The following is a 14,168-nucleotide window of genomic DNA, read 5'->3' as shown; positions in this document are numbered from 1 at the left end:
GAGCTACGAGGGGCCCGGTCCGCGGACCGGGCCCCTCGACGCTTCCTCTCCTCGCCAGGACTCTCCGGATCCCCCCAGATCCCCCTCCAAAAGTCCTGACGCACGCTAGACCCGCCGGGCCCCTGAAAGGTTGCACGCTCCGCAGCGATTTCTTTCATGGATTTTCAGCGTGCCGACATACCGGGGCGGCCTTAGCGTTTGGGGCATGAGCGAACAATCGGGTGAACAGTCGCTGGAGAAGGACGTCCTCGACGAGCTCGGCGACGACCGGCTGCAGGAGCTCGCGGGCCTGCTGGGCACGGACGCCTCCGGCGCGCAGAGCGTCGTCGGCAGCACCGTGTCGGCGTTGTCGGGCGGCCTGCGCGAGCGGGCGGAGGAGGGTCCCGACGGGGCCCAGGAGGTCCGGCAGGCGATCGCCGAGGCCGAGCAGCCCCCGCTCCAGGGCGTCGCCACACTGGGCGGGCTCGGCGGTATGGCGTCGGGCGGGCTGCTGGCCGGTCTGCTGTCGAAGATGAGCCGGCCGGTGGCGAACGCCGTCTCGAAGAAGACGGGGCTGCCCGCGGCGAACGTGGCCCGGGGCATCGAGCTGCTGATCCCGGTCGTTCTCGCCGTGATGAGCAAGCGGGCCGCTCGGAAGAAGTAGCGTCCGGCCCCTCCGGCGTGCGGGCCTCGGGGCTCCGCCCCGGACCCCGCTCCTCGAACGCCGGAGGGGCTGGATTCACGCGTGCCGCGTGAACCGTTCCGCCGTCTCCGCGAGGACCTCGCGGCCGTCGCGCGCCCACAGCCCGTCGTTGAACAGCTCGACCTCGATCGGCCCGGAGTAACCGGCGTCCTCGACGTACCGGCGCCACTGCCGCAGGTCGATCGAGCCGTCCCCGATCTGGCCCCGCCCGTTGAGGACCCCCTCCGGCAGCGGGGTCGTCCAGTCGGCGAGCTGGAACGTCGCGATACGGCCCTGCGCCCCGGCCCGCGCGATCTGTGCGGGCGCCTGGTCGTCCCACCAGACGTGGTACGTGTCCACGCAGACGCCGACCTGCTGCGCGGGGAAGCGTTCGGCCAGGTCCAGGGCCTGTCCGAGCGTGGAGACGACGCAGCGGTCGGCCGCGTACATCGGGTGCAGCGGCTCGATGGCGAGCCGCACGCCGTGCTCCGCGGCGTACGGGCCGAGCTCGGCGAGCGCGTCGGCGATCCGTTCCCGGGCGCCGTGCAGGTCGTACGAGCCCGCCGGGAGTCCGCCGGAGACGAGGACCAGGACGTCCGTGCCGAGGGTGACGGCCTCGTCGACGGCCCGCTTGTTGTCGTCGATCGCCGCCTTGCGGCCGGCTGCGTCGATCGCGGTGAGGAAGCCGCCGCGGCAGTGCGTGGAGACGGCGAGCCCGGCGTCGCGCAGGAGCCCGGCGGCGGCCTCGACGCCGTACGCCTGGACCGGCTCGCGCCAGGTCCCGACGTGCTGGACGCCCAACTCCAGGCAGGTCTTGACGAGTTCGGGCAGGTCGAGCTGCTTGACCGTCATCTGGTTGATGGAGAAGCGGGGGTCGGCGGTCATCCGGTCACTCCGTACAGGGCGAGCAGGTTCTTCATGCGGGACTCGGCGAGCGCCGGGTCCGGGAACAGGCCTAGTCCGTCGGCGAGTTCGTAGGCGCGGGCGAAGTGCGGCAGCGAGCGGGCGGACTGCAGGCCGCCGACCATCGCGAAGTGGTCCTGGTGGCCCGCGAGCCACGCGAGGAGGACGACGCCCGTCTTGTAGAAGCGGGTGGGCGTCTGGAAGAGGTGCCGGGACAACTCGACCGTGGGGTCGAGGAGTTCGCGGAAGCCTTTCGCGTCGCCCGTGTCCAGGACGCGCACCGCCTGCGCGGCGAGCGGTCCCAGCGGGTCGAAGATGCCGAGCAGGGCGTGGCTGAAGCCGCGGTCGTCGCCGGCGATCAGCTCGGGGTAGTTGAAGTCGTCGCCGGTGTAGCAGCGCACGCCCTGCGGGAGGCGGCGGCGCAGCTCGACCTCGCGGCGGGCGTCGAGCAGCGACACCTTGATGCCGTCGACCTTGTCCGGGTGGGCGGCGATGACCTCCAGGAACGTCTCGGTCGCGGCGTCCAGGTCGGCGGAGCCCCAGTAGCCCTCCAGGGCCGGGTCGAACATGGGGCCGAGCCAGTGCAGGACGACCGGCTCGGACGCCTGGCGCAGCAGGTGCCCGTACACGTCGAGGTAGTCCTCGGGGCCCTCGGCGACGGCGGCCAGGGCCCGGGACGCCATGAGGATCGCCTGCGCGCCCGTCCCCTCCACGAGCGCGAGCTGTTCCTCGTAGGCGGCCCGGACCTCGGCCGGGTCCTTGGCGGGCCCGGTGAGCTGGTCGGTCCCGACCCCGCACGCGATGCGCCCGCCGACGGCCTTCGCCTCGGCCGCGGAGCGCCGGACGAGTTCGGCGGCGCCCGCCCAGTCCAGGCCCATGCCGCGCTGCGCGGTGTCCATCGCCTCGGCGACGCCGAGCCCGTGCGACCACAGGTGGCGGCGGAAGGCGAGGGTGGCGTCCCAGTCGACGGCGGCCGGGGAGTCGGGGGTGGTGTCGGCGAACGGGTCGGCGACGACGTGCGCCGCCGAGAAGACGACGCGGGAGGCGAGCGGGGCGCCCGTGTCGACGGCGAGCGGCGTGGCGCGCGGCTCGTAGGCCCGCAACCGGCCGCTGCTGTCGGGCAGTCGGATCGTCACAGCGTGATCTCCGGTACGTCGATGCGGCGGCCCTCGGCGGACGACTTCAGGCCGAGCTCGGCGAGCTGGACGCCGCGGGCGCCGGCCAGCAGGTCCCAGTGGTAGGGCGCGTCGGCGTACACGTGCTTGAGGAAGAGCTCCCACTGCGCCTTGAAGCCGTTGTCGAAGTCGGCGTTGTCGGGCACCTCCTGCCACTGGTCGCGGAAGGAGTAGGTGGCCGGGATGTCCGGGTTCCAGACCGGCTTCGGGGTGGAACTGCGGTGCTGGACGCGGCAGTTGCGCAGGCCCGCGACGGCGGAGCCCTCGGTGCCGTCGACCTGGAACTCGACCAGTTCGTCGCGGTTGACGCGCACGGCCCAGGAGGAGTTGATCTGGGCGACGGCGCCGCCGTCCAGCTCGAAGATGCCGTACGCGGCGTCGTCGGCGGTGGCGTCGTAGGGCTTGCCGTTCTCGTCCCAGCGCTGCGGGATGTGCGTGGTGATCAGCGCCTGCACGGACGCGACCCGGCCGAACAGCTCGTGCAGCACGTACTCCCAGTGCGGGAACATGTCGACGACGATGCCGCCGCCGTCCTCCGAACGATAGTTCCAGCTCGGCCGCTGGGCCTCCTGCCAGTCGCCCTCGAAGACCCAGTAGCCGAACTCGCCGCGCACGGACAGGATCTGCCCGAAGAAGCCGCCGTCGATCAGCCGCTTCAGCTTGAGCAGGCCCGGCAGGAAGATCTTGTCCTGGACGACGCCGGACTTGATGCCCGCGTCCCTGGCGAGGCGGGCCAGCTCCAGGGCGCCGTCGAGGCCGGTGGCGGTCGGCTTCTCGGTGTAGATGTGCTTGCCGGCGGCGATCGCCTTCTTGATGGCGTCCTCGCGGGCGGAGGTCACCTGCGCGTCGAAGTAGATGTCGATCGAGTCGTCGGCGAGGACGGCGTCGAGGTCGGTGGATATGTTCTCCTCCCCCAGGCCGTGCCGCTCGGCGAGCGCCCGCAGGGCGTGCTCGCGGCGGCCGACGAGGACCGGCTCGGGCCACAGCACCGTGCCGTCGCCGAGGTCGAGTCCGCCCTGGTCACGCAGGGCGAGGAGGGAACGGACGAGGTGCTGGCGGTAGCCCATGCGCCCCGTCACACCGTTCATGGCGATGCGCACCGTCTTGCGTGTCACGTGAATCCCTTCGTCCTTCTTCGTCCGGCCGTACGCGGCAGAGGCCGTCGGCGTACGCGCGATGGCGCTCGCCGGATGGTTCGTAGCAAGCGCTTTCTATCTGGAAAGAAGCTAGCCTCTGCACAGCCGCTCGGACAAGAGCGGGTACGAGACCGGGGACCTTCGGCCCCCGGGGACTTTCGAGCAGTGGGCCGAAGGCCGTTGACGGAGGATGACTCGATGACCGTGACCCTGGCGGACGTGGCAGCCCGTGCGCAGGTGTCCCCCGCCACCGTCTCCCGCGTGCTGAACGGGAACTATCCGGTCGCCGCGGCCACCCGCGAGCGGGTGCTCAGGGCCGTGGACGAACTGGACTACGTGCTCAACGGCCCGGCCAGCGCCCTCGCGGCGGCCACGTCCGACCTGGTCGGGGTCCTCGTCAACGACATCGCGGACCCGTTCTTCGGGATCATGGCGTCCGCGGTGCAGTCCGAGATCGTCGGGCCCGGCGGCCGGGCGGGCGGCGAGCGTCTCGCGGTCGTCTGCAACACGGGCGGCTCACCGGAACGCGAACTGACGTACCTGACCCTGCTGCAGCGCCAGCGCGCGGCGGCGGTCGTCCTCACCGGCGGAGCGATCGAGGACGAGGACCATGTCGCCGCGGTGGCGGGCAAGTTGAGGAGGCTGTCGGAGGCCGGCACCCGGGTCGTGCTGTGCGGGCGGCCGCCGGTGCCGGAGACGGACGCGGCGGCGATCACCTTCGACAACCGGGGCGGCGCCCGGGAGCTGACCGCCCATCTGCTCACGCTCGGACACCGGCGGATCGGCTACGTCGCCGGGCCGGAGGAGCGCACGACGACACGTCACCGCCTGGAGGGGCACCGTGAGGCGCTGGCCGACGCGGGCGTGACGGAGTCGGACGGGCTGGTGGCGCACGGCCTGTACGACCGGGCGGCCGGCCACGCGGCGACGGTCGAACTACTGCGCAGGGACCCGGAGTTGACCGCGGTGGTCGCGGCGAACGACACGGTGGCGCTCGGCGCGTGCGCGGCTCTGCGGGAGGCGGGCCTGCGCATCCCCGAGGACGTCTCGGTGGCGGGCTTCGACGACCTCCCGTTCAGCGTGGACGCGGTCCCCGCGCTGACGACGGTCCGCCTCCCTCTTGCGGAGGCTGCGGCCCGGGCGGGCCGTATCGCGATGGGCCGGGAGGCGGCGCCGCAGGGCGGGATCGACGCGGTGCGCGGCGAGTTGATGGTGCGCGGGTCGACGGGCGCGCCGCGGGGGGTGTGACCGCGGGACGTGCCCTTCCGGCGCCCGCGCCGGGCGGGGAGCAACAGGGCTGAGGGCCCCGCCGCTCGGTGAGAAGAGGCGGGGCCGGGTGCCTACACGTGCGGGCGGCGGCCCTGCTCCTGGTGCGGGAACCGCTGGTCCGCGCCGGGCAGGGTCGGCTTCGGGAGGGTCGCCACGTCCTCCTTCGCCTGCTCCAGCTGCTCCGCCGTGTCGTGGGGCAGGCGGGGCGGCCGGTGGGTGGCGTGGGAGAAGCGGAAGGCCGAGGTGAGGTCGCCGAAGGTGTCGCGGCGCCAGTCGGTGATGTTGGGCTCCTCGACGCCCGTGAACTTCTCCAGGAACTGCAGCGCCGAGGTGTGGTCGAAGGACTCGGAGGCCACCCAGCCGCCGACCGTCCACGGGGAGACGATGATCGCCGGGACACGGAAGCCGCCGCCGATGGGCAGGCCCTTGACGAACTCGCCCGCCGTGCCCGCCGCAGGCGTGGGCGGGGCCACGTGGTCGAACAGGCCGTCGTTCTCGTCGTAGTTGAGGATGAAGGCGGTCTTCGCCCAGACCTTGGGGTTGCTGGCTATCGCCTCGATCTTCTGGGCCACGAAGTCGGCACCCGCGGCGGGCAGGTAGTCGGGGTGCTCCGACTGATAGCTGGTCGGCATGATCCAACTGACCGCCGGGAGACGGTCGTTGCGGGCGTCGTCCTCGAAGGTGCCCTCGGGCTGCGGGCGGACACCGCGCTCGTAGAGGTCGGAGCCGGGCCGGGCGTTCTTGAACGACGCGAAGTTCTCCAGCATGTTGCAGCCGTAGTCGTCGTCCTGCTGGTAGACCTTCCAGCTGACTCCGGCGGCCTGGAGGCGCTCGGCGTACGTCGTCCAGCGGTAGGGCGAGGGCGCCGTGTTGTTGAGGATCGGGCCGCCCTGGGTGCCGGACGGGTCGATCGTGCCGGTCATCCAGTAGAGGCGGTTGGGCCAGGTCGGGCCGAAGACGGAACAGAAGTAGTTGTCGCAGATGGTGAAGGTCTCGGCGAGGGCGAACTGGAAGGGGATGTCCTTGCGGGTGTAATAGCCCATCACGTAGGGGCCGTTGACACCGTCGGCCTTGCGGTGGGCCGGCAGCCACTGGTCCATCTTCCCGTTGTTCCAGGCCTCGTGCTGGACCGACCAGGCGTGGCTGGTGGACGGGATCGCCTGGGCGCTGGTGGAGTGCGTGTCCAGGTGGAAGGGGAGCAGGTACCCTTTCGGGTTCTCGGCGTCGGGCTGGTAGAAGACCGAGCGGCCGTTGTCCAGCTTCAGCGCGTGGGGGTCGTTGAAGCCGCGGACGCCCTTGAGCGTGCCGAAGTAGTGGTCGAAGGAGCGGTTCTCCTGCATCAGCATCACGACGTGCTCGATGTCGCGGAGCGAGCCCTTGCGGGGCGGGCCCGCGGCGACGGCCTTCTGGACGCTGGGCGGGAGGAGGGAGAGCGCCGCGGCGCCGCCGACGGCGCCTGCCGCGGAACCGAGGAGTCTGCGTCGGGTCAGTTCGGCCATGGAAGTCCCCTGTGAGTGGCTGGACGGGCGGTTCGGGCATGCCAACGGCCCGTGTGCGACGGGCCGTTGTGCCACTCTGCGACCCGCCCGGGGAGGGGCGGAGGGGGTGAAGGGTGAACTCGTGGCCAACGCGCGGGAAGGGGTTGGCCAACCCATGGGCTGCCCTTGAACCGCTATACCTGCCATATGCACGGACTTGACCCGGGGGCGTCCCGGCGGCTCTCCGGTGTCCGGTCCGTGGACGGGCCCGCCCGCCGGGCGTAGCCTGGCGCCACCCCCAGACCTCTGACTGAGTCAACTGTCCATGTCTGCCGGCCGGTCCGACCGGCCCCATGAGGTGAGCCATGACCGTGCAGGACATCCGGTCCTTCAACCGCTTCTACACGAACCTGGTCGGCGCGCTGGACCACAGCCGCCATCTGTACGCCCCGTACACCCTCACCGAGGCGCGCGTGCTGTACGAACTGGCGCACAGCGAGCGGCTCGACGCGGCCGACCTGCGGGCGCAGCTCAATCTGGACGCCGGGTACCTGAGCCGGATCCTCGGCAGATTCGAGCGGGACGGGCTCGTCGAGCGCGCCTCGTCCGAGCGGGACTCGAGGCGCCGCCGCATCACCCTCACCGCGCGGGGCCGTACCGCCGCGGAGCTGCTCGACGAGCGTTCGCGGGAGGCGGTCGGCGCGCTCCTCGCCACGGTTCCCGCGGCCGAGCGCGCCCGGCTGACGGAGGCGCTGCGCACCGTGCGCGCGATCCTCGGCGACGGCCGCGCCGCCCCGCACCCGGAGAACGTGCTGCTGCGCGCCCCCGGCGCCGGCGACCTGGGCTGGATCGTGGCACGCAACGGGGCGGTGTACGCGGCCGAGTTCGGCTGGAACGCCGACTACGAGGGCCTGGTGGCCCGGATCGTCGCCGATTTCGCGCAGGACCACGACCCGCATCTGGAGCGGGTGTGGATCGCCGAGCTCGACGGCCGTCCGGTGGGGTGCGTGATGTGCGTACGCGACGAGGCGCCCGGCACCGCGCGGCTGCGGCTGCTCCTGGTGGAGCCGGAGGCGCGCGGCCTCGGTGTCGGCGACCGGCTGGTGCGGTCCGTCATCGCCTTCGCGCGCGGCGTCGGCTACCGCGAGCTGGTGCTGTGGACGAACGACGTGCTGAAGTCGGCCCGTTCGCTCTACCAGCGCCACGGGTTCGTCCTCGCGGGCGAGACTGCGCACCGTTCCTTCGGCGCGGACCTGATCGGCCAGGACTGGCGGCTTCCGCTGCATCGGGCCCCCGAGTGACGGACGGGAGCGCGGGTAGGGTCCGCCCCATGAAACTGGCGTTCTCCACTCTCGGTGTCCCCGGCCTCCCGCTCTCCGACGTCCTCCGCCTGGCCACGGCGCACGGCTATCACGGGGTGGAGCTGCGCGCCCATCCCGAGGAGCCGGTCCATCCGGGCCTCGATCCGGCCGCGCGGGCGGACGCCGCCGCCGAGTTCAAGGCCGCGGGCGTCGAGGTCCTGGGGGTGGCCGGGTACGCGCGCGTGGCGGCGCCCGGCGACGACGCCCCGGTGCTCGACGAGATCCGCGCCCTGGTGGACCTGGCCCGCGACCTGGGCGCCCCGTACGTCCGGGTCTTCCCGGGCGGGGGTGACGAGCAGAGCGCCGAGGAGGCCGACGCCACCGCGGCCCGCCGGCTCGGGGTGGCCGCCGAGTACGCCGCGGACCGGGCGGTGCGCGTCCTGCTGGAGACGCACGACTCGCACCGCACCGGGGCGGACGCGTCCCGCGTGGTCGGCCCGGTCGGTCACCGCAATGTGGGTGTGCTGTGGGACGTCATGCACACCTGGCTCGGCGGCGAGCAGCCCTCGGCCTCCTACGCGGCGCTCTCCCCCTACCTCGGCTATGTGCAGGTCAAGGACATCGCCGGCCCGCACGACAAGACGCCCCTGCCCCTCGGCGCCGGGGTGCTCCCGCTGGCCGAGTGCGTGGAGGTGCTCAGCCGCGCGGGCTGGGACGGCTGGCTGTGCTGGGAGTACGAGGCCCGCTGGTACGAGGCCGCGGCCCCGCTGCCGGATCTGCTCCGCGAGGGACGGGAGCACATGGCTCGGCTGCTCAACGAGTCGGCGTAGGAGCGGAGTTCAGGACCTCGGCTGCCTGGTTCTCGGCGTTGCCGACCGCGGGCCGTCGTGGCTCCTCGCGCCGTTCCCGGCGCCTCTTCGGGGCGCCTGCCCGTGAGGTCAGCGCCACCCCGGCCACCAGCAGCGCCGCCGCGCACCAGCCGAGCGGACTGACGGACTCGTTCAGGAAGAGGGCCGCGGAGGACATGCCGAAGACCGGGACGAGGAGCGAGTACGGGGCGACCGTCGAGGCGTCGTAGCGGCGCAGCAGGCGGCTCCAGGCGCTGAAGCCGAAGAGTGTGGTGACGAGGGCTACGTAGACGATGGCGCCCGCGCCCGGCAGGTCGAGGGAGGCCAGCGCGTCGGCGTCACGGTCCGGGCCCTCGAAGAGCAGGGAGAGCGCGAGGAGCGGCAGGACCGGGACCGCGCTCGACCAGACCATGAAGTTGAAGGGGGCGTCGGGCGCGGCCTTGCGGGTCAGGACGTTCGAGACGCCCCAGAACGCGGCCGCCACCAGGACCAGCGCGAAGGCGCCCAGCGGGCCCGAGCCGCCCTCGTCCGCGGCCGCGACGGCGATGCCGGCGAGCGCCACCGCCATGCCCAGCAACCGGATCCTGCCGGGCCGCTCGCCGAGGAACGCGAACGCGATCAGCGCCGTGAACACGGACTGCACCTGGAGCACGAGCGAGGACAGCCCCGCGAGCATCCCGGTGTTCATGCCGATGAAGAGCAGCCCGAACTTGCCGACGCCCAGGGCGAGTCCGACCCCGATGATCCAGCGCCACGGCACACACGGCCGGCCGACGAGGAACACCGCGGGCAGCGCGGCGAGCAGGAAGCGCAGGGCACAGAAGAGCAGCGGCGGGAAGTGGTCGAGGCCGATGTCGATGACGACGAAGTTCACACCCCACAGGGCGGCGACGAGGACGGCGAGGCCGGTGTGCGCAGGTCTCATGCGTCGAGCATCACTCCGTACGACCGTGTAGCACCAGCGATGATCACTGCATGATGGGATGAAGCACTGCTACATGAACCGTGGAGGGACACATGCTGGATCTTCAGCGGCTGCGCGCGCTGCACGCCGTGTCCGTCCACGGCACCGTGGGCGCCGCGGCGGCCGCCCTCGGCTACACGCCGTCCGCCGTCTCGCAGCAGATAGCGAAGCTGGAGCGGGAGACCAGGACGGTGCTCCTCGAACGGGCCGGGCGGGGTGTCAAGCTCACCGAGGAGGCCCGGCAACTGGCCGATACCGCGCGCGAGTTGATGGCGATCGTGGAGCGGGCGGAGACCGGGCTGGAGGAGCGGCGCGGGGTGCCTTCCGGGCAGTTGACGATCGCCGCGTTCGCCTCCGCGGCGCGGGGTCTGCTGCCCGCGACGCTCGCCGGTCTCGCCGCCCGGCATCCCGCGCTCGACACCCGCCTCAGCGAGGTCGACCCGCATCTGTCGGTGGACCTCGTCGCCAAGGGCGCCGTCGACCTGGCCGTCGCGCACGACTGGGACATCGCGCCGCTGCCCGCCCCTGCCGGGGTGGAGCAGGCCGTGCTCGGCGACGATCTCTGCGATCTGCTCGTCCCGGCCGGGCATGCGCTGGCCGGGCGGACGGCGGTGCGGAGGGAGGAGCTCGGCGGTGAGCGCTGGGTGTCGCAGCCGCCGGGCGGGTGTGCCACGACTGGCTCGTCCGCACGATGCGCTCCGCTGGGTTCGAGCCGCGGATCGTTCATCAGGCCGAGGAGAATCCGACCCTGACGGCCCTGGTCGCGGCCGGGTTGGGGGTCGCGCTGATTCCTCGTCTGGGGCGGGGGCCGTTGCCCGAGGGGGTCGTCGCGGTGGGGCTCGATCCGATGCCGCGGCGGCGGCTCTACGCGTTGTGGCGGGCCGGGTCAGGGGGGCGTCCGGCGATCACGGAAACGGTCAGCGCGTTGCGCGCCCAGGGTCGCGTCTGCCTGGTCACGCCGTAGCCCCGACCGCGGCCCGGCGGCACCTGGTCGCGGCCCGCGCCCGCCTGGAACCTGCGGCGGCCTGGCGCCGAGCGTCTGCCGTGTTGCGCTCCCAGGCGACCACCGCCGAGTGGGGCTTCTCGCGCAGTTCCCCGCGCCCCTGGAGGCCTGCGGCTCCGCCGCGCCTCAAGGGGCGGGATTTCATACTCCGCCGCACCTCCACGGGGAGATGCGCACTTCGTGCAGCATCTCCGACCCAAGATGGCACACGCCCATGCAGCACCCCCCACCCGAGACGGCACACGCCCATGCAGCACCCCCACCCGAGACGGCGCACACCCATGCAGCACCCCCACCCGAGATAGCGCACACCCATGCAGCACCCCCGGCCCGAGATGGCGCACGAAGTGCGCATCTCAGGGGCGCGGGGAACTGCGCGACCAGCCACGACGAAACCCGCACCCGCTATCCGGCACACAGCACCCCGCACCCGACACCCCGCACCCCGCACCCGGCACCCGGCGCTCCGCACCCAACCCCCCGCACAACCCACACACCACCCCACCCCTTCTCCGCCACCCGCGCACCAATTTCGCAGAACCTTCAAGGAGGCGGGAACCCGAGCGCCGCCCCGCCCGTCCAAAGGGCACGCTGCCGGTGAGTCTCCGCAGTGCGGTGTCGGCCTCGCTGCTGGCTGCGAACGCTGACCACCCTCTCCGCCGCCTGTGGCCGGCAGCACGCCGTCACCGGCGCGCCCCCCTCCAACTGCGCCGGTGACGGCCCCTTTCCACGCCAACTCCCTTGACTGGCAGAAACTTTCCCGATATCCGTGTCGCGCGTAAGTTTTTTTCACCGTGGCCCCACCCAGCTCGTGCCCCGCCCCTCCCTCCGGAAGGAGCGCAAGTGCACCACCGCCAGACCAGCAAGGGTTTCCCCAGACGCACGCTGCTCGCCGCCGCCACCGCAGGTGTCGCCGCCGCGGGCCTGGCCGCCGCACCCGCCCAGGCCCGGGCGAAGAACCGCGACAAGGACCTGAAGAAGATCATCTCCGGGATGTCCCTGGAGGAGAAGGTCGGCCAGCTCTTCGTGATGCGGGTGTACGGCCACTCGGCCACCGCCCCCGACCAGGCCGACATCGACGCCAACCTCAAGGAGATCGGCGTCCGCACCGCGGCCGAGATGATCGCCAAGTACAAGCTCGGCGGCATCATCTACTTCGCCTGGGCGCACAACGTCCGCGAACCGCACCAGATAGCCGACCTCAGCAACGGCATCCAGACGGCCGGCCAGCAACAGCCGTCCCGAATACCGTTGTTGGTCGCCACCGACCAGGAGCACGGCATCGTCGCCCGGGTCGGCAAGCCCGCCACCCTGTTCCCCGGCGCGATGGCCCTCGGCGCGGGCGGCTCACGCTCCGACGCGCGCGAGGCGGGCCGCATCGCCGGCGCCGAGCTGCGCGCGCTCGGCATCAACCAGGACTACGCCCCCGACGCCGACGTCAACATCAACCCGGCCAACCCCGTCATCGGCGTCCGCTCCTTCGGCGCCGACCCGGCGGCGGTCGCCCGGCTCGCCGCCGCCCAGGTCCAGGGCTACGAGTCGGCCCGCATCGCCTCGACGGCCAAGCACTTCCCGGGCCACGGCGACACGGCGACCGACAGCCACAGCGGACTCCCGGTCATCACGCACACCCGCGAGCAGTGGGAGCAGCTGGACGCGCCGTCGTTCAAGGCCGTGATAGCCGCGGGCATCGACTCGATCATGACGGCGCACATCGTGGTCCCGGCCCTCGACCCGGCCGAGGACCCGGCGACCCTCTCGCACCCGATCCTCACCGGCATCCTGCGCGAGCAGCTCGGCTACGACGGCGTCGTGATCACCGACTCGCTGGGCATGGAGGGCGTCCGCACGAAGTACGGCGACGACCGCGTGCCGGTGCTCGCGCTGAAGGCGGGCGTCGACCAGCTGCTCAACCCGCCGTCCCTGGACGTCTCCTGGAACGCCGTCCTCGACGCGGTGAAGAGCGGCGAGCTGACCGAGGAGCGCCTGGACGTCTCCATCCTGCGCATCCTGCGCATGAAGGCCGGCCTGGGGCTGTTCGAGGAGCCGTACGTCACCCAGCGCGGCGTCGACCGCACGGTGGGGACCCGCGCGCACCTGGCGGCGGCCGACCGGATCGCCGAGCGCACGACCACGCTCCTGGTCAACAAGGACCGGCTGCTGCCGCTGTCCCGGCGCCGGCACAAGAACATCCTCGTGCTCGGCGCCAATCCGGCCTCGCCCTCCCTCAGCGACGGCCCGCCGACCACGGTGCTCGGCGCGGCCCTGACCGAACTGGGCTTCACCCCCACGGTGCTGGCGACCGGCACCGCGCCGAGCCAGGCGGTCGTCGCCCAGGCGGTGGCGGCGGCCCAGGGCAAGGACGCGGTGCTCATCGGCACCTACAACGTCACCGCGGGCAGCGCCCAGCAGGCCCTGGTGAACGCCGTCGCCGCGACCGGCGTGCCGGTCGTCACGCTGTCCCTGCGCAACCCGTACGACGTGGCCCAACTGCCCTCCACCGGGGCCCACTTGGCGGCGTACTCCTGGATCGACGTCGAACTGCGGGCGGCGGTGAGGGTCCTCGCGGGCCGGGCCGAGCCGCGCGGCAAGCTGCCGGTTCCGGTGCAGCGGGCGGACGATCCGGCTCAGGTCCTCTACCCGATCGGTTACGGCCTGCGGTACTGAAGCGGCCGTACAGGGCGTACGCCGCACTACCGGCGCACCACCCCCAACTGACGCAAAGCCCCCTCCACGTCTGGCGTGCGCCCGCCCCGGCGGGTCACGCTGGGGCGGGTACATCGGGGGGATTGCCATGCGCGTGCGGACGGTTGGGGTGGTGTGCGCTGCGCTGTTGTCGGCGCTCGCACTGGGCGGTTGTCAGGCTTCGTCGGGGTCGGGGGAGGAGTCGGCGACGCCGTCGGCGGCGAACCCGCTGCGCTCCCCGTCCGGCTACGGGGCGGTCTTCCTCGCGGTGGGCGAGTGCAGCTCCCGGGGGCGGACGTCGTTCAACGAGGTGTCGTGCGGCAGCGAGAGCGCCGTGGCACGGGTCGTCGAACGGTACGAGGGCGGGACGGCGCAGGGGCCCGCGTGCCCGGCCCGCACCGACTTCGTGCTGCACATCAGCGAGAGCCGGCCGGCGTCCGACGAGAACGGCGACGGGTCGATCGCCCGCGGCTACGCCTGTATGCGCAACCTGGAGGAGCCGCACCCCGGCGACCCGGGCGGCGGTGGCGGTCCCCGCACGATCGTCGGCGACTGCGTGTACTCCGCGGGCAAGGGGCAGGTCAGGGAGACCCCGTGCGACGGCTCGGGCGAGCGCGCGCCGCAGTACCGCGTCCGCTCCGCGGTGCCGGGCCGCGACGCGTGCCCGTCGGCCACGGCCCTGTACGTGTCGCTCGGCGGGACGGAGCCGGTGGGATGCGCCGTGAAGGTGTGAGCGGGACTCCCG

The 14,168-nt window shown here is 72.6% G+C and carries 11 protein-coding genes and 1 pseudogene; 7 read left to right on the top strand and 5 right to left on the bottom strand.

The genetic code is table 11. The features are described from left to right. Nucleotides 1-205 precede the first annotated feature (205 nt). A complete protein-coding gene (locus ACQUQD_RS26105) occupies nt 206-643 on the top strand; it encodes a DUF937 domain-containing protein (protein WP_428954557.1) in 438 nt (145 codons plus the stop codon). 75 nt (nt 644-718) lie between these two features. Here the strand turns inward: ACQUQD_RS26105 and ACQUQD_RS26100 are convergent, their stop codons facing one another. Genes ACQUQD_RS26100 through ACQUQD_RS26090 form a run of 3 tightly spaced genes read right to left on the bottom strand, consistent with a single transcriptional unit; the run spans nt 719 to nt 3,854 of the window. After that, nucleotides 719-1,546, bottom strand: coding sequence for a sugar phosphate isomerase/epimerase family protein (locus tag ACQUQD_RS26100; protein ID WP_428954556.1), 828 nt, complete (start codon nt 1,544-1,546; stop codon nt 719-721). Then, nucleotides 1,543-2,700: a dihydrodipicolinate synthase family protein gene (locus ACQUQD_RS26095; protein WP_428954555.1), complete on the bottom strand. Its 1,158-nt coding sequence runs from the start codon at nt 2,698-2,700 to the stop codon at nt 1,543-1,545. The genes ACQUQD_RS26100 and ACQUQD_RS26095 overlap by 4 nt, the downstream gene beginning before the upstream one ends. Beyond that, nucleotides 2,697-3,854: a Gfo/Idh/MocA family protein gene (locus ACQUQD_RS26090; protein WP_428954554.1), complete on the bottom strand. Its 1,158-nt coding sequence runs from the start codon at nt 3,852-3,854 to the stop codon at nt 2,697-2,699. The genes ACQUQD_RS26095 and ACQUQD_RS26090 overlap by 4 nt, the downstream gene beginning before the upstream one ends. 219 nt (nt 3,855-4,073) lie before the next feature. Here ACQUQD_RS26090 and ACQUQD_RS26085 point away from each other — a divergent pair, with 219 nt between their 5' ends. Beyond that, nucleotides 4,074-5,123: a LacI family DNA-binding transcriptional regulator gene (locus ACQUQD_RS26085; RefSeq protein WP_428954553.1), complete on the top strand. Its 1,050-nt coding sequence runs from the start codon at nt 4,074-4,076 to the stop codon at nt 5,121-5,123. A gap of 92 nt (nt 5,124-5,215) precedes the next feature. Here the strand turns inward: ACQUQD_RS26085 and ACQUQD_RS26080 are convergent, their stop codons facing one another. Next, nucleotides 5,216-6,643, bottom strand: coding sequence for an alkaline phosphatase family protein (locus tag ACQUQD_RS26080; protein ID WP_428954552.1), 1,428 nt, complete (start codon nt 6,641-6,643; stop codon nt 5,216-5,218). Nucleotides 6,644-6,987: 344 nt separating this feature from the next. Here ACQUQD_RS26080 and ACQUQD_RS26075 point away from each other — a divergent pair, with 344 nt between their 5' ends. Both ACQUQD_RS26075 and ACQUQD_RS26070 read left to right on the top strand, forming a co-directional pair. Further along, entirely contained in the window at nt 6,988-7,923 is a 936-nt protein-coding gene (locus tag ACQUQD_RS26075) for a bifunctional helix-turn-helix transcriptional regulator/GNAT family N-acetyltransferase (RefSeq protein ID WP_428954551.1), read from the top strand. Between the two features lie 29 nt (nt 7,924-7,952). After that, nucleotides 7,953-8,753 (top strand): sugar phosphate isomerase/epimerase family protein, encoded by an 801-nt coding sequence (locus ACQUQD_RS26070; protein WP_428954550.1) that lies wholly within the window; start codon nt 7,953-7,955, stop codon nt 8,751-8,753. On the opposite strand, the gene ACQUQD_RS26065 is transcribed toward ACQUQD_RS26070, so the two are convergent. After that, entirely contained in the window at nt 8,737-9,696 is a 960-nt protein-coding gene (locus ACQUQD_RS26065) for an EamA family transporter (RefSeq protein WP_428954549.1), read from the bottom strand. The genes ACQUQD_RS26070 and ACQUQD_RS26065 overlap by 17 nt on opposite strands. A 92-nt stretch (nt 9,697-9,788) precedes the next feature. On the opposite strand from ACQUQD_RS26065, the pseudogene ACQUQD_RS26060 reads away from it, so the two are divergent. From ACQUQD_RS26060 to ACQUQD_RS26050, 3 genes and pseudogenes are all read left to right on the top strand, one after another. After that, a pseudogene (locus ACQUQD_RS26060) lies at nt 9,789-10,699 on the top strand (LysR family transcriptional regulator). Between the two features lie 882 nt (nt 10,700-11,581). After that, complete coding sequence (locus tag ACQUQD_RS26055) at nt 11,582-13,405, top strand: glycoside hydrolase family 3 protein (protein WP_428954548.1); 1,824 nt, start codon at nt 11,582-11,584, stop codon at nt 13,403-13,405. A 127-nt stretch (nt 13,406-13,532) separates the two neighbouring features. Continuing rightward, nucleotides 13,533-14,156 carry a hypothetical protein gene (locus tag ACQUQD_RS26050; RefSeq protein ID WP_428954547.1) on the top strand — a complete coding sequence of 208 codons (624 nt, stop codon included), beginning with the start codon at nt 13,533-13,535 and terminating at the stop codon, nt 14,154-14,156. The last annotated feature ends 12 nt before the right edge of the window (nt 14,157-14,168 follow it).

This window comes from Streptomyces sp. cg35 (assembly GCF_050410835.1).
In the GTDB taxonomy this organism is placed as follows: domain Bacteria; phylum Actinomycetota; class Actinomycetes; order Streptomycetales; family Streptomycetaceae; genus Streptomyces.
The sequence above is the reverse complement of the archived record's forward strand: the minus strand, read 5'-3'. Positions and strand labels throughout refer to the sequence as shown.

Excerpts from the sequence above, each read along its gene's own strand:
- ACQUQD_RS26075 (WP_428954551.1), top strand. The coding sequence starts at position 6,988 with ATGACCGTGCAGGACATCCGGTCCTTCAACCGCTTCTACACGAACCTG.
- ACQUQD_RS26100 (WP_428954556.1), bottom strand. The coding sequence starts at position 1,546 with ATGACCGCCGACCCCCGCTTCTCCATCAACCAGATGACGGTCAAGCAG.
- ACQUQD_RS26085 (WP_428954553.1), top strand. The coding sequence starts at position 4,074 with ATGACCGTGACCCTGGCGGACGTGGCAGCCCGTGCGCAGGTGTCCCCC.
- ACQUQD_RS26065 (WP_428954549.1), bottom strand. The coding sequence starts at position 9,696 with ATGAGACCTGCGCACACCGGCCTCGCCGTCCTCGTCGCCGCCCTGTGG.
- ACQUQD_RS26050 (WP_428954547.1), top strand. The coding sequence starts at position 13,533 with ATGCGCGTGCGGACGGTTGGGGTGGTGTGCGCTGCGCTGTTGTCGGCG.
- ACQUQD_RS26080 (WP_428954552.1), bottom strand. The coding sequence starts at position 6,643 with ATGGCCGAACTGACCCGACGCAGACTCCTCGGTTCCGCGGCAGGCGCC.
- ACQUQD_RS26070 (WP_428954550.1), top strand. The coding sequence starts at position 7,953 with ATGAAACTGGCGTTCTCCACTCTCGGTGTCCCCGGCCTCCCGCTCTCC.
- ACQUQD_RS26105 (WP_428954557.1), top strand. The coding sequence starts at position 206 with ATGAGCGAACAATCGGGTGAACAGTCGCTGGAGAAGGACGTCCTCGAC.